The organism is Acinetobacter sp. ANC 4169, from assembly GCF_002135355.1.
Lineage (GTDB): Bacteria > Pseudomonadota > Gammaproteobacteria > Pseudomonadales > Moraxellaceae > Acinetobacter.
The window spans coordinates 77577-97258 of sequence record NZ_NEGE01000011.1; the positions used below are offsets into that span (position 1 = coordinate 77577).

General features: G+C 43.9%; 18 protein-coding genes and 1 riboswitch. Of the genes, 10 read left to right on the plus strand and 8 right to left on the minus strand.

The genetic code is table 11. The features are described from left to right. Positions 1-77 precede the first annotated feature (77 nt). Positions 78-710, minus strand: coding sequence for an alpha-ketoglutarate-dependent dioxygenase AlkB family protein (locus tag B9T26_RS09825; RefSeq protein WP_086199523.1), 633 nt, complete (start codon positions 708-710; stop codon positions 78-80). A gap of 148 nt (positions 711-858) precedes the next feature. Here B9T26_RS09825 and B9T26_RS09830 point away from each other — a divergent pair, with 148 nt between their 5' ends. Beyond that, on the plus strand, positions 859-2661 hold the full coding sequence (locus B9T26_RS09830; RefSeq protein ID WP_086199524.1) for an ABC transporter ATP-binding protein: 1803 nt from the start codon (positions 859-861) through the stop codon (positions 2659-2661). Positions 2662-3259: 598 nt separating this feature from the next. Here B9T26_RS09830 and phoU read toward each other — a convergent pair. Both phoU and B9T26_RS09840 read right to left on the minus strand, forming a co-directional pair. Continuing rightward, positions 3260-3976 carry a phosphate signaling complex protein PhoU gene (gene phoU, locus B9T26_RS09835; RefSeq protein WP_086199525.1) on the minus strand — a complete coding sequence of 239 codons (717 nt, stop codon included), beginning with the start codon at positions 3974-3976 and terminating at the stop codon, positions 3260-3262. A gap of 94 nt (positions 3977-4070) precedes the next feature. Beyond that, positions 4071-5423 (minus strand): TolC family outer membrane protein, encoded by a 1353-nt coding sequence (locus B9T26_RS09840; protein WP_086199526.1) that lies wholly within the window; start codon positions 5421-5423, stop codon positions 4071-4073. Positions 5424-5698: 275 nt separating this feature from the next. Here B9T26_RS09840 and B9T26_RS09845 point away from each other — a divergent pair, with 275 nt between their 5' ends. The 7 genes from B9T26_RS09845 to B9T26_RS09875 all read left to right on the plus strand — a co-directional run bounded on the left by B9T26_RS09845 (position 5699) and on the right by B9T26_RS09875 (position 12455). Then, a complete protein-coding gene (locus B9T26_RS09845) occupies positions 5699-6766 on the plus strand; it encodes a hypothetical protein (protein WP_205666415.1) in 1068 nt (355 codons plus the stop codon). A 91-nt stretch (positions 6767-6857) separates the two neighbouring features. Then, positions 6858-6990, plus strand: a riboswitch (TPP riboswitch). Between the two features lie 112 nt (positions 6991-7102). Beyond that, positions 7103-8998: a phosphomethylpyrimidine synthase ThiC gene (gene thiC, locus B9T26_RS09850; RefSeq protein ID WP_086199527.1), complete on the plus strand. Its 1896-nt coding sequence runs from the start codon at positions 7103-7105 to the stop codon at positions 8996-8998. Between the two features lie 77 nt (positions 8999-9075). Continuing rightward, positions 9076-9696, plus strand: a complete 621-nt coding sequence (locus tag B9T26_RS09855; RefSeq protein WP_086199528.1) for an NUDIX domain-containing protein — start codon at positions 9076-9078, stop codon at positions 9694-9696. A gap of 10 nt (positions 9697-9706) precedes the next feature. Beyond that, positions 9707-10516, plus strand: a complete 810-nt coding sequence (gene cpdA / locus B9T26_RS09860; protein WP_086199529.1) for a 3',5'-cyclic-AMP phosphodiesterase — start codon at positions 9707-9709, stop codon at positions 10514-10516. Between the two features lie 209 nt (positions 10517-10725). Further along, entirely contained in the window at positions 10726-11253 is a 528-nt protein-coding gene (gene dksA, locus B9T26_RS09865; protein WP_086174133.1) for an RNA polymerase-binding protein DksA, read from the plus strand. Between the two features lie 2 nt (positions 11254-11255). Further along, positions 11256-12176: a tRNA glutamyl-Q(34) synthetase GluQRS gene (gene gluQRS, locus B9T26_RS09870; protein ID WP_171262982.1), complete on the plus strand. Its 921-nt coding sequence runs from the start codon at positions 11256-11258 to the stop codon at positions 12174-12176. Between the two features lie 54 nt (positions 12177-12230). Beyond that, complete coding sequence (locus B9T26_RS09875; protein WP_086174135.1) at positions 12231-12455, plus strand: zinc-ribbon domain-containing protein; 225 nt, start codon at positions 12231-12233, stop codon at positions 12453-12455. 23 nt (positions 12456-12478) lie between these two features. On the opposite strand, the gene ftsW is transcribed toward B9T26_RS09875, so the two are convergent. From ftsW to B9T26_RS09900, 5 genes are all read right to left on the minus strand, one after another. Beyond that, positions 12479-13675 (minus strand): putative lipid II flippase FtsW, encoded by a 1197-nt coding sequence (gene ftsW / locus B9T26_RS09880; protein ID WP_086199531.1) that lies wholly within the window; start codon positions 13673-13675, stop codon positions 12479-12481. Between the two features lie 21 nt (positions 13676-13696). Next, positions 13697-15043 (minus strand): UDP-N-acetylmuramoyl-L-alanine--D-glutamate ligase, encoded by a 1347-nt coding sequence (gene murD, locus B9T26_RS09885; RefSeq protein WP_086199532.1) that lies wholly within the window; start codon positions 15041-15043, stop codon positions 13697-13699. A gap of 163 nt (positions 15044-15206) precedes the next feature. Beyond that, on the minus strand, positions 15207-15458 hold the full coding sequence (locus tag B9T26_RS09890; RefSeq protein WP_086199533.1) for a DUF6587 family protein: 252 nt from the start codon (positions 15456-15458) through the stop codon (positions 15207-15209). Positions 15459-15509: 51 nt separating this feature from the next. Beyond that, positions 15510-17369, minus strand: a complete 1860-nt coding sequence (feoB, locus tag B9T26_RS09895) for a ferrous iron transport protein B (RefSeq protein ID WP_086199534.1) — start codon at positions 17367-17369, stop codon at positions 15510-15512. Beyond that, on the minus strand, positions 17366-17626 hold the full coding sequence (locus B9T26_RS09900) for a FeoA family protein (protein WP_086174140.1): 261 nt from the start codon (positions 17624-17626) through the stop codon (positions 17366-17368). The genes feoB and B9T26_RS09900 overlap by 4 nt, the downstream gene beginning before the upstream one ends. Positions 17627-17797: 171 nt before the next feature. Here B9T26_RS09900 and xerD point away from each other — a divergent pair, with 171 nt between their 5' ends. Both xerD and B9T26_RS09910 read left to right on the plus strand, forming a co-directional pair. Continuing rightward, the gene (gene xerD, locus B9T26_RS09905) at positions 17798-18715 is read left to right on the plus strand and encodes a site-specific tyrosine recombinase XerD (RefSeq protein WP_086199535.1); all 918 of its coding nucleotides are present in this window, start codon (positions 17798-17800) and stop codon (positions 18713-18715) included. Between the two features lie 95 nt (positions 18716-18810). After that, positions 18811-19626, plus strand: coding sequence for a DsbC family protein (locus B9T26_RS09910; RefSeq protein ID WP_086199536.1), 816 nt, complete (start codon positions 18811-18813; stop codon positions 19624-19626). Positions 19627-19682 lie beyond the last annotated feature (56 nt).

Here is a 19682-nt window from a genome sequence, read left to right on the forward strand (position 1 = left end):
AATGCGATGTAAAAAGCGCTCCTCAAATTAAAAAGCCCATCACCGGATGGGCTTTTTTATGCGTTCATTATTGACCTTTAATGTTGCTCATTCGGGTAAAAATAACGAAAAGTCAGATTCACCCGTGGCTCAATAATTTTCGTCGATTTCCTTAAAGTATGTTTCCAGTACTGCTGGGTCTTGCCACGCATCACAATCAACTGACCGCTATGTAACAGCAGATCAACTTTTGCTGGCTTGTGTTTATGCTTAAAACTGAATTTTCGGGTAGCTCCAAAACTTAATGAAGCAATCACGGTTTCCAAACCAGCTTTAGAAACCAGAGCAGGCTCATCATCACTATGCCAGCCCACACCCTGAATACCGTCTTCATATAAATTGGCTAAGCAAGAATTAAACGAATGCCCGACCAAATTTTCGATATGTTGTTTTAAACGAAATAATCCCGGTGTCCACACATGGGCTTGCTTGAATGTACCTGAATAATGATATTGGTAATTTTCATCACCATACCAGGCCACTTTGCGTGCCGTTTTATAATGTTGTCCGTACAGCACCACTTCGTCATGTTGCCAGGCTAGATGAGCCAAAAAATACTGCAAATATTTTTCACTCTGTTCAGCCGTCAAAATCAGGCCAAAGTCTTCTACCACACCATCATAAGGCAAGAGATTGATTCGGGCTTCCGGCTCAAACAATTCAAAGTTCATCGGCAAAAATGCATCGTCTAAAATAAATGTAAAATTCACTTTATTCTAGCGGATGATTTCTGTTCACAATAGAAAACATTGTATGTGCTTGTGACATGGCCTGATCGGGCTTAGACTCAAATCAAACTAGAAAATAAAAAAATTGCATATGAATTTATGGCACTTATTTCAAAAACTGCGCCCCTTTGTACGACCATATCGCTTGCTGGTCATCGCCACCCTAATTTTAACCCTGATTGGTTCTCTTACCGCCCAGGTCAATGCACTGACCTTGCGCTATGCAGTCGACAGCATTAACCGGCTGATTGAATCTGGTCTCGGACTGGCTCAAGGCTGGCATATTCTGCTCACCATCTCTGCCATTTTATTGGGTAAAGAAGTCATCAATGCCTTGGTTCAGTTTGGACAAAAATTTTATGGTGAAAAGCTGCGTATTTTTGTCTCGCAGGACTTGGCCCAAGGCATCATTGAAAAATTCCTGACCTATAGACTGGCTTTCTTTAATGAAGACAACAATCAGGCCGGTAAATTACAAACCCGTATCGACCGTGGCATTGGTTCACTTACCCGGCTGGTACAAATCTTCTTTATTGATATTTTGCCGTTATTTACCAGCGCAATTGTGGCACTGGGACTGATGTTCTATGCCAATGTCTATGTGGGACTGGTGGCGCTGAGTATTGTGCCGGTCTATTTCTGGCTGACCTATATACAGGCACAAAAACTGGGAGGATGGCGGCGTAAATTACGTGATGGCCGTGAGAAAAAAAGCCAGGGTATTCTTAGCATTATTAACTCGATTACCGTCATTAAATCCTTTAACCGTGAATCGATTGAATCGGACAAACAGCTCAAGCTGCAAAAAGAACTGACCCATAACCAGATGCAAACCCGGCAAACCAGTTTTTTGTTCGACGGTTTAAAAACCTTTATTGAACAGATTGGCATCGTGCTGATCATCATCCTGACCGCTTATTTCGTTCTGGATGGGCAGATGAGTATTGGTATGATCATGTATCACGTGCTTTTATTCAATAACGTCTCTGCCCCGATCCGTTCCTTGCACCGCATTTATGATGAAGTGAATGATGCGATGATTTATTCGGAAAGCTTCTTCAGGATTCTGGAAGCCGATCATGAAATTGAGCCGAGTGGCAGCCAAAAACCGGTGATTAAGGGCCAGTTTGAACTGAAAAATGTCGAATTCTATTATCCCAATGGTCATCATGCTTTAAAGAATATCAACATGCTGATTCAGCCCAATAAAATTACCGCTTTGGTGGGATTGTCCGGTGCAGGCAAATCCACACTGATTAGCTTACTGGATAAGTTTTATCAACCGGCGTCGGGACAGGTGCAACTGGATGGCATCAATCTTGAAGATATTGATACCCAATATCTGCGCGATCATATTGGTTTGGTACTGCAAAAAAACCACATTTTCCAAGGCTCGATTTTTGACAATATCCGTTATGGGAAAACCGATGCCAGTTTGAAAGAAGTCATAGAGGCTGCTAAAAAAGCCTCCATTCATGAACAGATTTTACAGCTTCCGCAAGGCTATGAGGCTGATGCCTTGCAACTTTCTGGCGGCCAGCAACAGCGGATTGCCATTGCCCGAATGTTCCTGAAAAATCCACCGATTATTTTTCTGGATGAACCGACTGCCAGTCTGGATGCGATTGCTTCGGAGCAAATCAAGCAAAGTCTGGATCAGATTAAGCAAGGCCGTACCGTGATTATTATTTCGCACAGTTTGTCGCAAATTATTGATGCCGATTACACCTATGTGATGAAAGAAGGTCGCATTGCTGAACACGGCGAGCATGATGCGCTCTATCATCAAGACGGGGTGTATAAGGAGATTTTTGATGCCATGGCCAAAAGCCTGAATATTGAAAAGATTGCCAAAACTTTTGAAGAAGATGCGGAAGAAGAGACACATAGCTGATTATGTTATGAATGTTTTTATAAAAGCGTGCTCTGATGATCCATTCTATGATTGAAACTCCTTTGTTACTTTTCTGAGCAGGAAAATGAGATGCAAAACTTTGTAAGAGCATCCATTTTAAGCAGCAAAAATTGGAGAATTCCTTTTTTAAATCAATCGACCGCAGCAATATGTTATTTGCGCTGAGCTTCAAGCTTGAACCCTTATTGATGACCTGACCGTGAATTCATTGGCCATAAAAAACCCATCATTGAGATTAATGCTGATCAGTTAAGGAGTCTCGAAATAAAATCTTTAATTTTTTAGTAAGTCATGGCGGAGTCTTACCGTTTTAAATCAAAGTCTTGCAGCTCATTTGTTACTTTGGTTTCGCCCAAAGTAACCAAAGGCATATGTCATCCGCAAAACTCGTCAGCCACTATCAACTAGCAAATTTATCGCAGAAACAATCATTTTTTAATGTAGTCCTGCCTCAAACAGTTGCGGATGACTTTTCCACATATCAACTACAGTCATGAACTTAAAAAAGAAAATGCCAGTCAATTTCTTAACTGACTGGCATTACATCATTGAGATGGGTTTTTTGAGACTATTTCAATTAACGCTGAACTTTTTGTTCAATCTCTTCGACACTGGTATGGCGTACATCCAGACCTTTGACCATATAGATGACCTGTTCGGAAATATTGCGGGCATGGTCGCCAATCCGCTCCAGAGAACGCAGCACCCACATTACATTAATGACGCGGGAAATATGCCGCGGATCTTCAATCATATAAGTCATTAAAGTACGTGTTGCAGACTGATATTCACGGTCAATATCAGCATCGGCAAGCAGCACACGTAAAGCCTGATCGACATCCAGGCGGGCAAAGGCATCCAGCGCTTCATGAATCATGACCCGCACCTGATTGCCAATATGTCGGGTTTCCATATAGCCGCGCGGTGAACTGCCCTCTTCACATAAATTTTGTGCAATACGGGCAATTTTAGCCGCCTCATCCCCAATACGTTCCAAGTCAGTATTGGCCTTGGACATGGCAATCACCATACGCAAATCAATCGCGGCAGGATGACGGCGTGCCAGAATCAGGGTCAAGGCTTCATCAATTTCAGTTTCCAGACGATTGACCACATTATCCTGAAACTGCACATCAATCGCTAAAGCGGCATCGGTATCCAACAAGGCATGAATGCTATTGGCCACTTGCTGTTCCACCAAGCCCCCCATGGTCATGAACTTGGTATTTACATCTTGCAACTCTTCATTAAATTGCGAAGAAATATGGTGATTTAACACCGGATTATTTGGCAAGGGGCGTACTCCACAACAGCGATTTTAAAATGTATGATCTTGTTCAATATTAAAGCATATCTAATATGAAGCTTTCATGACAAAAACCGCAAGATTAGCTGGCTGGCTTGAACGACTTGTCAATCAACCAGGCATTCATTTCTTCCAGGTCTTTTTCGGTCAATTTACCGACCGATGCTTTTAAACGCAGGACATGAATTAAATAATCATATTTTGCATTTAAATAATCCTGTTTGGAAGAAAAAGCATTACGTTGGGCTAACAGCACATCGACCATGGTTTTTAAGCCTTCCCGATACTGTGCTTGAGAGGCCCGTGAAACCACTTCTGAAGAATCCATTGCCGCTTTTCGTGCCTGTAATTTAGCTTGATCGGTTTCCACCTGCATATAAGATTTTTTCACATCGGTATTGGCTTTGCGAATCATGGCATCCAGTTGAGATTCGCTTTTTTTCACATTTACCGCGGCTTTTTGAATGGACTTTTGCGTTCTTCCACCAGTATAAACGTTCCAGTTCATCTCTACGCCAACCTGATCAAACTGGCCATCACTGGACACCACATTTTGCGGGGATTGTTTAATATACCCATAAGTACCGACCGCCTCAATTTGAGGATATAAGGCCGCTTTTTCTACCCGTTTCTGGTCTTCTGCATAATGCTGCTGTATACGCGCCTGCTGAACGGACAGATTCTGGCTCAGTGCCAAAGCTGTCCAGGCATCCAGATCCGCAGGATAGGGTTTCTGAAATTGAAAGTCGTCTCTGAGTACTGCCAAATTTTCTTGATAAGGTCCAATTAACTGGGCCAGTTGTTCCTGTGCCAAAACCAGTTGCACATGTGTAGCTATCCGGTTAGCCCGGGCACTTTCATATTGCGCATTGGCCTCACTGACATCGCTTTTTGCCACCAGACCTTCTTTCGATTTGGCATTCATGACATTGAGCTGTTCGAATAGGGCTTTTTCTTCTTGCAGATTGGCCACAGTTAAACTCTGCTGACGCAATACATTAAAATAACTTTCCGAGACATTTAAAATATGTTCTTGGCGCTGTAACTGTAACGTAATTTCACTCAAACTGACCGAAGTTTTGACCTGCTTTAAACCTTCCCAGGCATCCCAACGGAAGATCGGCTGGCGTGCAGTGATGGCAATTTGTCGAGTTGTGGAAGATGAGGCTGCAAATGCATCTGAAGGAAAACCCGGAATACTGGTGTCACTGGTCTGCTGACTTTTACGTGCCACATTTCCAGAAATAGTGACTGTAGGCAGCAAATTCCCTTTGGCAATGCCTAAATTGAGTTGATCTGCTTCATATTGTAAAAGATTGGCTTGCCAATTTGGGTCGCTACTTTTTGCCCGTTGATAGGCTTCGACCAAATCCAAAGCATGACCCCATGTGCTAAACAGCAATGCACATGCACCAATGACTACTTTAATATTCATTTTTTATAGTAAATCCCTACTAGACTAGCGACCATCCATAGACACGCATATTTATAATAAAAGCTATGCAATATTAAAACGATCTTCTCAATTTTCCGTATGATTTTTATTAATTTTTACAATCTGCACATGCGATTTCGATCCATCTCCATCATACTCGTCAATGATCACAGCGCGTAACCAAAACCCTTCACAATACTACACAGACAAAAACTTTTTCAGTTATAAAATATCCAGACACCCTACAAATCATTGCCGCATGTACCCGATATAGAATGACTGTGCCTTTAAAAACAAATTTTTCTGTTAAGCAATGCTTTCCCTTTTTTATTTTTATGCTTCTGTTCGGGTGTCAAAAACCCGAGCCTCAACCTATCCCAGAACAGGTACAAAAACAATCACAACAAGATGAAACGGTAGATTTATCGTTATTATGTAAAAATCTTGAAAAAAACATGCTGGCCATTAATGCGGAACGTACCACTTTTGCCCTGGAACAAATCAATCAGGATTTAAAGTTATGCTTGCCGCTATCTACATTTGCCGAACAACAACATTTATTGGCCCTGTCCACTAAAATGTATAACAATTTCTTAACAGTCGACAGAACAGCTGCACAACAATCTGCATTCGAAGCCTATGCCTTTGATTTGTCACAGCATCCAACCATTCAACAAAACCATTTTGAACAGCTGACTTTACGTGACCAGTATTTATTAAAACATAAGGGACAAGCTTATATTGAACTGTTTGATAGCGGTAAGGGCCGGGTCAATTATCGCCGCAGCCCCGAATATCTAGCCCGAATTTTCGCCCCTTATATACCACCAGCCGAACAGGTCTTTATTGAAAATTTGGCCACACAAAATATGCAGCCGGTATTGTCAGAGCATATCTTAATTGTTGAACCGCATGAAATTGCGTCTCGGGCCCTATTTTGGGAAGACTATTTAGATCAATATCCTAAAAGCAGCTATCGTAAAGATGCCGAATATCTATTGCAGATGTATACCCTGTTTTTATTTAAAGGCACCCAAGACTCTCCGGTTTCAGACAGTTATATTGACAAGTATGCAATACAAAGCAGTTCGCTAGATGAAATTGAAAAACTGGCCGAGGTCAAAAACTCGCATTTAGCCACTCAAGCCACAAAATTTCTGCATTTTTTACAATTATCTGAACAGCAACGCCTCAAAGAGATTCCTGTTCAGCTCAGCCCGGAGGAACAGCAGTCCCAAACTGAAAATCAACTGGCTGTTAAACAGCTGGATCAGTATCTGGGCTTGGCAAATCTCAGTCTTTCCAATCCACGTGACTGTTTTAGTGATGCAGTTTGCCTTTAAGTATTTGTTTTCTATACATGATCAGTAAAACCACTCAAAAGCGATATTTTATGTGAATGTTTTTTGCTAGTACGGCATGTTAATATTGACGCATAGCTTGACGGAGCGCGAGTAATAACTTGCTGAGATCACCTAAGTTCTATATGCAAATATGGCATTTGAGGGTGAGTACCGTTGAACCTGATCAGGTTAAGACCTGCGTAGGAATCAAGCCATCAAAAAACCTAAGCCCTCAATTTATCCATGTTAATTCTTCTCAATAGAATTTACCCGGATAAAGCAGCCACGTTTTTGGTCGTGCTTGATTCGTTGATGTCATTCACAAGGATCACCGCAATGCACCAATTAACGAATCTCTCTGCAACTGATATTTCTGCTCAACATGAGCAAGATGCTAAAGATCTCACCCGAATTTTACCCGCTTCCCAAAAAGTCTATGTCCAAGGTTCACGTAGCGACATTCAGGTTCCCATGCGTGAAATTGCCTTGACCGAGACCCCGACCGGTCTGGGGGGCGAACACAATCCTGCCATTATGGTCTATGACACTTCAGGGGTATATACCGACCCGAATGTTGCCATTGACCTGAATAAAGGTTTGCCCAATGTTCGTGAAACATGGATTGAAGAACGTCAGGATACTGAACGTTTAAATACCCTGAGCTCGGCTTTTGGACAGGAACGCCTGAAAGATATTCGCACCGCAGACATCCGCTTCGCCCATATTCAACAGCCGCGTCGTGCCAAAGCGGGCAAAAATGTGACCCAGATGCACTATGCACGTCAGGGTATCATTACCCCGGAAATGGAATATATCGCCATTCGTGAAAACCAGCGCCAGCAGGAAGGTGTAGATGCACGTCAGCATGCCGGTCAAAACTTCGGGGCCAAAAATCTGACTGAAATCACCCCCGAATTTGTGCGTCAGGAAGTGGCTGAAGGCCGTGCGATTATTCCGGCCAATATTAACCACCCTGAAATTGAGCCGATGATCATCGGGCGTAATTTTCTGGTGAAAATCAATGCCAACATCGGCAACTCTGCCCTCGGTTCCAGCATTGATGAAGAAGTGGCGAAAATGACCTGGGCGACGCGCTGGGGTGCTGACACCATCATGGATTTATCGACCGGGAAAAACATTCATGAAACCCGTGAATGGATTATCCGTAACTCCCCTGTTCCGATTGGTACCGTTCCAATCTATCAAGCTTTGGAAAAAGTCGATGGCGTTGCCGAAGATTTAACCTGGGAAATCTTTAAAGACACCTTGATTGAACAGGCTGAACAAGGCGTGGATTACTTCACCATTCATGCCGGCGTGCTTTTAAGATACGTGCCGCTGACTGCCAACCGCTTAACCGGAATTGTGTCGCGTGGCGGTTCCATTATGGCGCAGTGGTGTCTGGCCCATCATCAAGAGAATTTCCTCTATACTCATTTCGATGAGATCTGTGAAATTATGAAAGCCTATGACGTGTCCTTTAGTCTGGGTGATGGTTTGCGTCCTGGCTGTATTCAGGATGCCAATGACGAAGCACAGTTTAGTGAACTGCGCACTTTGGGCGAGCTGACCCATCGTGCCTGGGAGCATGATGTACAGGTGATGATTGAAGGTCCGGGCCATGTGCCCATGCACATGATCAAAGAAAATATGGATCTGCAACTGGAAGTCTGTAAGGAAGCACCCTTTTATACACTAGGCCCTTTAACCACCGATATTGCTCCGGGCTATGACCATATTACTTCAGCGATTGGTGCTGCCATGATTGGCTGGTACGGTACGGCCATGCTGTGCTATGTCACACCTAAAGAGCATTTAGGTTTGCCGAACAAGAAAGATGTCAAAGACGGCATCATCACCTATAAAATTGCCGCCCATGCTGCCGACTTGGCCAAGGGACATCCGGGTTCGCAGGTGCGGGATAATGCCTTATCCAAAGCGCGTTTCGAATTCCGCTGGGAAGATCAATTCAATTTGAGTCTGGACCCGGATACTGCACGCAGCATGCATGATGAAACCATGCCGAAGGAAGCACATAAATCTGCACATTTCTGTTCCATGTGTGGCCCTAAATTCTGTTCGATGAAGATTACTCAAAATGTGAGGGATTATGCGAAAAATCAACGTAACGAGGGACAGCATCAAGAACAGAATCCAGAGATTGAAGCAGGTTTGAATGCCATGAAAACCAGCTACCATGAACGTGGTCAAAAATTGTACCACAAGCTGTAATTCTTAAAAAAAAATCTTTTATTTTCATGAAATTCTCAGTTAGGATGAATGTATGCTTTTCATCCTGACTGAGCTATATGAATATTATTAGACAAGCCACATATAACAGCGACCAAGTCAAAATTCAGTCCCGTGAATATCTTTTTCGTGGCTTCATTCAGGTTGAAAAAGTGAATCTCTGCCATCGTTTATTTAACCAGAGCGAATTCACTCCGGTCATGCAACGTGAACTGATTCACCGGCCTGAAGCTGCGGGTGTGCTGATTTATAATGATGCGCAGCAAAAATTTGCCTTGATTGAACAATTCCGTGTCGGTGCGATGGACGATGCAGATTCTCCGTGGCAACTGGAAGTGATTGCCGGTGTATTGGATGGTGATGAATCGCCGGAAAGCTGTATACGCCGTGAGAGTCTGGAGGAATCGGGTTGTAAGATTGATCAGTTACAGCACTTATTCAGCTTCTATCCTTCGGCAGGCGCCTGTTCTGAACTGTTCCATTTATACAGTGCTGAAGCGCATCTGCCTCAACACGGTGGAGTCTTTGGCATGCCGGATGAAGGGGAAAACATTCAATTGCATATTATTGATTATAAGCAAATAGCCACTTTAATGAGCAATGGTCGCTTAAAGAATGCGCCGGTCATAATGGCCTTGCAATGGCTGCAACAACATATTAAAACAACAAGGAATGTCTAAGGAGTCGGACATGACTTTATACCCGCATAATCAAGACCAGCAAGACTGGACCATTATTCAGATTTCAGACACACATCTGATGAATCAGGATGATTTAGAATTTGTGCATATGAATCCTGAGCACAGCTTTCATGCAGTCATCAAGCAAATTCAGCAACGCTATCCGAATACCGATGCCATTATCCATACCGGTGATTTGGCTCAAGTCCCGGTCGCAGAGACCTATAGCCGTTATTTATCTTTTATGCAGACGCTGGGAATCCCGTTTTATCAAATTCCGGGTAACCATGACGATCTGGATCTATTCCCTTTCTACCAAAATAAGGACGAGGCGCAGGCCATTCATTTTGGCAGATGGAGCTTTGTGCTATTAAACAGTGCAGTACAAGACCGAACCGATGGCTGGATTGAGCAAGAGCAACTGCAACAACTGGATAGGCTTTTAGCAAAACTGCAACAGCAATTCGTGATCGTGGCATGTCATCATCATCCCTTTGAAATGCAATCAAAATGGATCGATCAGCACATCCTGAAAAACACTGAAAATTTAACCGACATTCTGGCCAAACACACTAATGTCAAAGCGGTTATTTTTGGTCATGTGCATCAGGATTCTTGGCATGAATGGCAGCACATCCAGTTTTTTTCTACCCCATCCACCTGTGTTCAGTTCAAACCCTTAAGTGAAGATTTTGCCCTGGATGATGAAGCGCCAGGTTTTCGTGTCCTGCATCTGAAAGCCAATGGTGAGCTTGAAACCCAAATTCATCGGGTTCTAACAGCACGACAACAAATTAATAGTGAAATTTCAGGTTATTAACTTTTCATTTTGTTTTTTTTCTATTACTTTATGCCTTCTAAAGGAAGCATGGTCGATAGAATCCAAGCATCAAAGACTATCAAAAAGCAAAAAAAGTCTATATGATGACGACCCTCGAAGGAAAATCTCCTTAGGGTTGGATAAAAACACTTGCATATCACCATATTTTTTGCGTATAGATAATACGTATATGATGAGGAATGCCCTATATGGCGAATGACAACCAAAATCAAGTCTTGGACGAACAAACTGATGTTGTAGATGAAAAATCTACAAAACGCGTGCGTAAAACGAAGCCAAAAGCGTCAGAAAGTGGTTCTACTGCTAGCTTATTTGGTATTGCACCTTATCAGCCTAAAAAAAATGAAGAATACATGTCTGAAGGACAACTTGAGCATTTCCGCCAGATTTTACTGGCCTGGAAAGCAGAGCTGATGTCTGAAGTAGACCGCACCTTAAACACCATGCAAGACGAAAATACAGCTTTGCCTGATGTGAATGACCGTGCAACCCAGGAAGAAGAGTTTGCTATTGAACTCCGTACTCGTGACCGTGAACGTAAGCTGATTCGCAAGATTGAACAATCAATTGAAGCGATTAAAAACGATGATTACGGTTTCTGTGAAACTTGTGGTATTGAAATTGGTCTGCGTCGTCTTGAAGCACGTCCAACAGCTACCCTTTGTATTGACTGCAAAACGCTAGCAGAAATCAAAGAGAAACAAAATAACGGTTAATGATGTTATCCAATAATCCTCCCCTAACCCCTCCTTTAATAAAGGAGGGGGATAACAGGATGGCTTATATGGGCCGGTTTGCGCCATCGCCAACCGGCCCTTTGCATTTTGGCTCACTCATTACCGCTGTGGCCAGTTATTGCGATGCCCGTGCCCATCAGGGTCAATGGCTGGTCCGGATTGAAGATACCGACATTCCTCGCATTTACCCCGGTAGTGAAGAACATATTCTGCGTTCAATCGATGCGTTCCAGTTCGAACCTGATGCCGAGATCATTTTCCAAAAAGACCGCCTCGATATTTATGAGTCTGTGATTGAGCAGCTGCATCAGCAAGGTTGGGTCTATGCCTGCCAATGCACCCGTAAAATGCTCGGTTCCAATCATATTTATGCCGGAACCTGCCGAGATTTACATCTGCCTTTTGAGCAGCAAGCCATCCGTCTGAAAGTCTCCAATCAACAGATTTGCTTCACTGATCGCCTGCAAGGCAAGCATTGTTGCAACCTGCAACAAGACCTCGGTGACTTTGTGCTGAAACGTCGTGATGGCATTATCAATTACCAGTTGGCTGTGGTGGTCGATGATTACTTACAAGGCATGACTCATGTGGTTCGTGGGGCTGACCTGCTAGACAATACCGAACGGCAAATCTGGCTCGGTTCGCTACTAGGCTATCGCAAACTTGAATATATGCATCTGCCTTTGGCGATGAATGATCAGGGGCAAAAACTCTCTAAACAGAATCTGGCGCAAGCGCTTGATCTCAAGCGCGCACCTGAATTACTACAGCAGGCCATTCGCGCTTTGCATCAGCCAGAAGTTGATGTAGACACGCCAGAAAATATGCTGAAACAGGCTATTGCTCAATGGAATATTGACTTGATTCCACATACAACCGAGCTACAAGGCAGCTATTTATAAAATCTAGATTAGCGTTAAGCTAAAAAAATCTACAACAGAAATGGCGGGCCGAAGATGTTTTTTATATTTGGCATTGGTCCTAAAACCAAGGTAGTGGAGAAAAGTCAGTTTCTTTGTCCAGTCTGCAGAACACGCAGCGCTTATGAATTGAAACAGCAACGCAATTATTTTTCTTTATTTTTTATTCCACTGATTCCCCTTTCAAAAGCAAAAGGAGAATTTGTGAAATGTCTGCATTGTGGAACTGAAATGCCAAGCACGGTACTGAACCATGCCTAGCCGAATTGATTGCCAGCTTGGGGCTAGAAGCTGGATTCTTCTTTGCTTGGATTGGCTTTTTGTGTGGTGGCATCAATCTTCAAAATCAGGCTGATCATCACTGCACACATAATTAACGATGAACCACCATAACTAATAAACGGCAAGGTCAAACCTTTGGTCGGCAGCATGCCCATATTCATCCCGGCATTTACCAGGATTTGCAGCAAGAAGATAATACTGATGCCATAGGCCAGATAGCCTGCACGCAAGTATTGGTGCTGCAAGGCACGGTGTCCGATTTTGATACAGCACACCACCATCATAAAGGACAAGATCAATACCGTACTGATCCCGAAGAAGCCGAATTCTTCACCTAAAATAGCCAACATAAAGTCAGTATGTGCTTCAGGTAAATAAGACATTTTCTGAATACTATGACCCAGTCCTACCCCCATCCATTCACCCCGACCAAAGGCCATCAGTGCATTAGATAACTGATAACCGGTGCCCAGGGGATCCGCCCAAGGGTTGGTAAAGGATAAGGCACGTTGTAAACGGTAAGGCTCAAAGATAATCGCAGCCGCCAAAGCTAATACAATCGCGATCAGGAAGAAAATAAACTGAATCGGCGGTGCGCCAGCCAGGAAGAAAACGCCTAAAATCATCAGGACGATAACCGCAGTCGCACCCAGATCGGGCTCCAGCAGGATTAAGCCTACAGTGATGATCATCACGCCGACTAAGCGGTACAGGCCGGAAGCGCTGTTTCTCACCTCTTTTGCCCTTCGCACCACATAATCCGCAGTGAAGATCGCCATCATTACCTTGGCCACTTCAGATGCCTGCAAGGTAAAACCGGCGATACGAATCCATCGGGTGGAACCGTTGACCTCGGAACCGGCGACCAATACCACCGCCAGCAGCAGAATGGTCATGATCCACAGTGGAAAGGTATTATTAAACCAAATATTCAGCGACACTTTATAAGCCAAAAATGCGGCAACAGCTGCCACAAAAATGGAAATGCCGTGTCGGATCACATAGTGAAATGCATTTTCATGTAATCGGTCTGCATAGGGCATCGATGCCGATGCCACCATGATTGAACCAATACACAGCAAGGTGATTACACAAAAAATCAGTACATTACGTGGCGTAACTTCAGCGGGGATTTTCGGTCCCCACTCATTGTAGACCTGATTAATTTTATTTATGGTCGTCTGAGCTAACCCAGCCATACAACTTTCCTTATCGTTCTTTTAAGCCAGTGCATTCACACAATCGACAAATTGATGTCCGCGTTCACTATAACCTTTGAACATATCAAAACTTGCACATGCAGGTGACAATAACACCACATCATTGGCTTGGGTATGTTGCTGGCACAATTCTACCGCTTCTTTTAAAGATTCGGCATGAATTAAAGTGGTTGTACCTTCAATTGCGGTTTCAATGACTGGTCGATCTTCACCAATCAGCACAGCGACTTTGGCATATTTCGTCAGTGCCTCACGAAGTGCGCTAAAGTCCTGCCCTTTACCTTGACCACCTAGAATAATAGCGACTTTTCCGCCCTGTGGTTCAATCGCTGCACCCAGACCATCAATAGCCGCCAAGGTTGCGCCAATGTTGGTTCCTTTAGAGTCATTATAATAACGAACCCCGTGCACTTCTTTGACAAATTCACAGCGGTGCTCTAAGCCTTTAAAAGTTTTCAGCGTTTCCAGCATGCTCTCTAAAGGCAAGCCAATTGCCTCACCCAAAGCCAGGCATGCCAAGGCATTGGCAACGTTATGCGTACCTTGAATGTACATGTCTGAACTGTTCAATAAACGTTCACGACCACGTGCCAGCCAGATGCTGCCATTATCTTCTTTTAAAATACCATATTGATTTAAATCAGGTGCATTCAAACCAAAGCTCTGCATGGGTGTGTTATCTGGAACCAGTGGACGGGTCAAAGAATCATCACGGTTATAGACCACTTTTTTCACACCCTGGAAAATGCGGTGTTTTGCCGTATGATAACCAAACATGTCGCCATGACGGTCCAGATGATCTTCACTCATATTCAGCACCACAGCCACTTCAGCATTTAAATTGGAGGTGGTTTCCAACTGAAAGCTGGATAATTCCAGAATATAAAGTTCCGGATCATCTTTGGTTAAATCCAGTGCCGGACGACCCAAGTTACCGCCCACAGCCACTTTTTTGCCGGCATCTTTCGCCATCAGGCCAATGAGTGTGGTTACGGTACTTTTGGCATTTGAGCCGGTAATGGCCACAATCGGTTTATCGGTTGCACGGCGCAAAATCTGAATTTCACTCACCACCGGAATGCCTTGGGCAAGCGCAGCCTGGATTTCAGGCAGTTTCGGATCAAGCCCCGGGCTAATCACGATTTCTTCAGCTTGCAACAATAGCTCTTGATCGAGCTGACCAAAACTGGTTTGCACTGCTGCCGGAATCTGGTCATGCCCGGGTGGTGTCTTTCGAGAATCTGTTACTGCAACGCGGTAGCCATTTTCATGTAAGAAATTTACTGCTGCAACACCTGAAATTCCGAGTCCTGCAACGACTTTTAACCCACCACGCTGTATTAACATTTTTGCCCCATTTTTTGCTACGTTTTCAAAACTGACAAAATGTTAGCACTTTGCTGTTTTGAATGCTTTTTCTGTTTTGACTTTATCTCGGCTTTTTTGTGTCAGTGCGTAAAAAAACCGTCATAAAAATGACGGTTTTCAATTTTTTTCCCGGCAGTAGATTTTATTTCCACTTTACTGCCTGGACTTCAGGTTTTTTCTTGGCAGGACTGTCTGAGGCCGAACATCCACAACTTCCACCGCAGCCAGAGACCATTGCAGGTTTTAACCATTTTGCCAGAACGGTCCAGCCCTGTTTTTGGCAGCCGTTCGAAAGCGAGCTGAAGACTGAATATGATGCTTTCGGAAAAACTTTCTTAAACACCACCACAGCACTCCAAATGACCAAAGCAGCCACAATGAGAATTTCAATCATTTCAGTCTCCTTTCACTTGTTTAGCTTTGGACAAAATTATCCAAAGTAAAATTATCCAAAGTAATGTGAAGCAATTTGATAAGTCAGGAATGACATGAGATACGCCAGTCCAAACAGATAAATGGTCATAAACGTTACAGTTTTGAATGAACCAGTTTCACGCTTTACCGTTGCCAGCGTCGCTAGACAATGCGGCGCATAAATAAACCACACCAGCAAAGATAAACCGGTTGCCAATGACCATGCCAAATCACCGCTACTGATTAAAGTCGATAAGCCTTGTGCGACCGCATCATCATCAGCTGCAGACAAGGCATAGACGGTACCGAGTGCTGCAACCACCACTTCACGAGCCGCCATGGCTGGAATCAGGGCAATACAGATCTGCCAGTTAAAGCCCAATGGCGCAAAAATCGGCTGCATCACATGACCCAGCATACCGGCAAAGGAATAATCAATTGCCGGGGCAGTCGCACCATCTGGGGCTTGTGGGAAAGTACACAGAAACCACAGTAAAATAGACAGGGCAAAAATGATGCCACCCACACGCTTCAAGAAGATCTTGGCGCGGTCGAGCAAGCCAATCCAGACACTTTTAACATCCGGAAAACGGTAACTTGGCAATTCCATCAACAAAGCATGTTGGGATTTGTCTTTCTGGAAGAATTTCAGCACAGTCGCCACAATCAGGGCACTGACAATACCCGCCATATACAGCGCGAACAGCACCAAACCTTGCAGGTTAAACATGCCCCACACCATTTTTGCTGGAATAAAGGCTGAAATCAGTAAGGCATAGACCGGCAAACGCGCAGAACAGGTCATCAATGGCGCAACTAAAATAGTGGTCAACCGGTCACGCGGATCGCTGATGCTACGGGTTGCCATAATGCCCGGCACAGCACAGGCAAAACTGGATAGCAATGGAATAAAGGCACGTCCACTTAAGCCAGCCTTAAACATCAATTTATCCAGCAAGAATGCTGCACGTGGCAAATAGCCGGACTCTTCCAATACCAAAATGAAGAAAAACAGGATCAGAATCTGTGGCAAGAACACCACTACACCGCCCGCACCGGCAATAATGCCGTCCACCACCAGACTATTCAGCAATGGATGTGCAATATGCTCACCCACGGTTTCTCCCAGCCATCCGAAGACTGCTTCAATCCCATCCATAAATGGCGCAGCCCAAGCGAATACTGCCTGGAAGATAATAAACATCATCACGGCCAGACTGATTAAGCCAAACACTGGATGCAAGAAAATTTTATCCAGAAAATCAGAACGCTTATCTTCATGGTCAACGAAAACCACCACATCTTTTAAAATCTGGGCAATTTTTTCATGATTTGAACCGGAAATTTTGACATCGCTCAGTTCAGTGTTAGGCGTTCTAAATGTTTCAGCATCCAGCGCGCCCATCAGGTTTTCAATTCCTGCATTACGCACCGCCACAGTTTCCACTACAGGAATACCTAAACGCTGCGATAATTTTTGCGTATTGATCTGCATGCCACGGCGGCGTGCTTCATCCATCATATTCAGCACAAGCAGAATAGGACGTCCCAGCTCGATCATTTCCAGAACCAGACCGAGATGCAATTTTAAGTTGGTGGCATCCACCACACACAGGAAAGCATCCTGATCACCTTCTTCGGCAATTTTGCCCTGCACCACATCACGGGTGATGGCTTCATCCGGGCTGGTCGCATTCAGACTATAAGTCCCAGGCAAATCCAGCACACGAACCACACGCGCTGAAGGCAGGCTAAACTGCCCAACCTTTCGTTCAACCGTGACCCCTGCATAGTTGGCCACTTTTTGCCGTGTTCCGGTCAAATGGTTGAATAATGATGTTTTACCACAGTTCGGGTTACCTACAAGGGCAATACGTAGCGCATCACTCATGCAGTGATCCCCTCTTCAATTTCAATTTTTTCAGCTTCAACTTTGCGCAGTGCGAAACGGGTAAACCCCACCTGAATCAGAATAGGATCGCCACCAAAAATACCTTTGGTAATGACCTGAACTTTTGTCCCCGGTACAAAACCTAAAGTTTCTAAACGACTCGCTACCAGATCGGTCTGAGCTGTATCACCATCCAAAGTACGATTCACTTTGCTAATGATGGCCGTTTGTTTCACTTTCAAATCAGATAATCGCACCGCATCTAATCCTAAAATATTTGCTACAGTATACAAACAAATGAGAATAATTACCAAGTAAGGTTTATTCCAATTCTCATCTTGTATGCCGCGTTCGACATTGCAAAAAAATTGGTCTACATTGATCAAGACCAAGAAAAACTTGGGGTTTTCATTTAACGTAGAAGTGACATGCTCAATAAAAAGCCTCGTATTCCCGCAGCTGTAAACATTCCTGAACATTTAAGTTTTTTGCAGAGCTTTCGAGATTATTTAATTGCCCAAACCGTCAGCCCGCATACTCGTAATGCCTATCTCTCTGATTTAATTCAATGTAGTGAATGCAGTGCTGTTGCCATGCCAGACTGGAGCAGTGATGACATTTCCGATGTTTTATTAAACCTGACCCAACAGGGAAAAAGTCCGCGCTCGATTGCCCGCTCACTTTCTGCCCTGCGTTCCTTTTATAAATTTCTGCGTGAGCAAAAATTACGTAGTGATAATCCGGTTGCAACCCATAAAACCCCTAAAATTGGGCGGGCCTTACCGAAAGATTTATCTGAAGCCGATGTGGAAGCCTTAATTAATGCACCAGATATCAATACCGCTCTGGGCTTACGTGACCGGGCAATGTTTGAAGTCCTCTACGCTTGCGGGCTGCGGGTATCTGAATTGCTCAATTTAAGACTGGAACTGATTAATCTAAAACAGGGCTATTTGCGTATTGTCGGTAAAGGCAATAAGGAACGTCTGGTTCCGTTGGGACAGGTAGCCTGTGAATGGATTGAAAAATATCTGCAGCAAGCACGCGCCAGCCTGTATAAATCTGCCACTGACTATGTGTTTTTAACCCAGCATGGCGGCATCATGAGCCGGCAAAATTTTTGGTATGCCATTAAGCGCTATGCGCTACAAGCGGGGATTCAGGCCGAACTTTCACCGCATACTCTACGTCATGCTTTTGCCACCCATTTACTCAATCATGGCGCCGACTTACGTGTGGTACAGATGCTGCTTGGGCATAGCGATTTATCCACCACGCAAATTTATACCCACGTGGCTCAGGTTCGCATGCAACAGTTACATGCCACTTATCACCCGCGCGCTTAACGGCAGTAAATATCAGACTAAGAAGTTTTATTTCAGGCATTTTTTTTTGTTATGCTTATTCACCTGTTTTTTATACCTACAAGAAAGGGTTGTTTATGTTATTTACCCGTTCAAAAATTTTTCTCGCATGTACGCTTGTTGCCGGCTTGGGATTAACGGCCTGCTCCAATTCGAATAATGATGAAAAAAAGCAAAATACTTTAACCGCTAGCGCACCTGCAACCGGGGAAGCATCCAACCTTTCAGAACGCAATGCTCAGCAACGTTTGGTCAACACCTTGCAGCAGCATTTCAAGAAAGCCAATATCAATGCCAAAATTTTAAATATTAAAGCGACTGAAGTCCCTAATCTGTATTGGGTCACTCTCGAAGGCATGTCATCTGTATATGCCACTGCCGATGGCAAATACATTATTCAGGGTGATGTACTGCGTTTAGGCGACAGTAAAATTCACAATGTCAGTGAAAGCCTGCAGTCCGAAACCAACAAAAAACTGCTGGCCAACCTAAAAACCGAAGATCTGCTGGTTTATAAAGCCAAAGGCAAGACTAAACATGTGATCTATGTCTTTACCGATGCCAGCTGTCCGTATTGTCATAAATTACATGAACATATGGCTGAAATTAATGCCCAGGGTATTGAAGTGCGCTATATCGCATGGCCACGTGGCGAACAGTTCATGCCAGCCATGGAAAGTGTATGGTGCAATGAAGACCGTCAAGCTGCATTCGATCAGGCGATTGCCGGTGCACCGCTTGCTCCAGCGACCTGTAAAAATCCAGTGAAAGATCAATATCAATTAGGCTTGAATATGGGCGTCAATGGTACTCCGGCGATTTATAATAGCGAGGGTGTTTACCTGGGTGGATATCTATCGCCCGAAGAATTGGTGCAGCGTTTAAATAACTAATTTTTATCAATTCATTTACTAAATTTAATAGGTAGAGATAAAGTGATATCTACCCT

Bases quoted from the DNA above. Each gene is read 5' to 3' on its own strand.
- B9T26_RS09825 (WP_086199523.1), bottom strand. From the start codon at position 710: ATGAACTTTGAATTGTTTGAGCCGGAAGCCCGAATCAATCTCTTGCCT.
- B9T26_RS09830 (WP_086199524.1), top strand. From the start codon at position 859: ATGAATTTATGGCACTTATTTCAAAAACTGCGCCCCTTTGTACGACCA.
- B9T26_RS09840 (WP_086199526.1), bottom strand. From the start codon at position 5,423: ATGAATATTAAAGTAGTCATTGGTGCATGTGCATTGCTGTTTAGCACA.
- B9T26_RS09845 (WP_205666415.1), top strand. From the start codon at position 5,699: ATGACTGTGCCTTTAAAAACAAATTTTTCTGTTAAGCAATGCTTTCCC.
- thiC (WP_086199527.1), top strand. From the start codon at position 7,103: ATGCACCAATTAACGAATCTCTCTGCAACTGATATTTCTGCTCAACAT.
- B9T26_RS09855 (WP_086199528.1), top strand. From the start codon at position 9,076: ATGAATATTATTAGACAAGCCACATATAACAGCGACCAAGTCAAAATT.
- cpdA (WP_086199529.1), top strand. From the start codon at position 9,707: ATGACTTTATACCCGCATAATCAAGACCAGCAAGACTGGACCATTATT.
- dksA (WP_086174133.1), top strand. From the start codon at position 10,726: ATGGCGAATGACAACCAAAATCAAGTCTTGGACGAACAAACTGATGTT.
- gluQRS (WP_171262982.1), top strand. From the start codon at position 11,256: ATGTTATCCAATAATCCTCCCCTAACCCCTCCTTTAATAAAGGAGGGG.
- B9T26_RS09875 (WP_086174135.1), top strand. From the start codon at position 12,231: ATGTTTTTTATATTTGGCATTGGTCCTAAAACCAAGGTAGTGGAGAAA.
- ftsW (WP_086199531.1), bottom strand. From the start codon at position 13,675: ATGGCTGGGTTAGCTCAGACGACCATAAATAAAATTAATCAGGTCTAC.
- murD (WP_086199532.1), bottom strand. From the start codon at position 15,043: ATGTTAATACAGCGTGGTGGGTTAAAAGTCGTTGCAGGACTCGGAATT.
- B9T26_RS09890 (WP_086199533.1), bottom strand. From the start codon at position 15,458: ATGATTGAAATTCTCATTGTGGCTGCTTTGGTCATTTGGAGTGCTGTG.
- feoB (WP_086199534.1), bottom strand. From the start codon at position 17,369: ATGAGTGATGCGCTACGTATTGCCCTTGTAGGTAACCCGAACTGTGGT.
- xerD (WP_086199535.1), top strand. From the start codon at position 17,798: ATGCTCAATAAAAAGCCTCGTATTCCCGCAGCTGTAAACATTCCTGAA.
- B9T26_RS09910 (WP_086199536.1), top strand. From the start codon at position 18,811: ATGTTATTTACCCGTTCAAAAATTTTTCTCGCATGTACGCTTGTTGCC.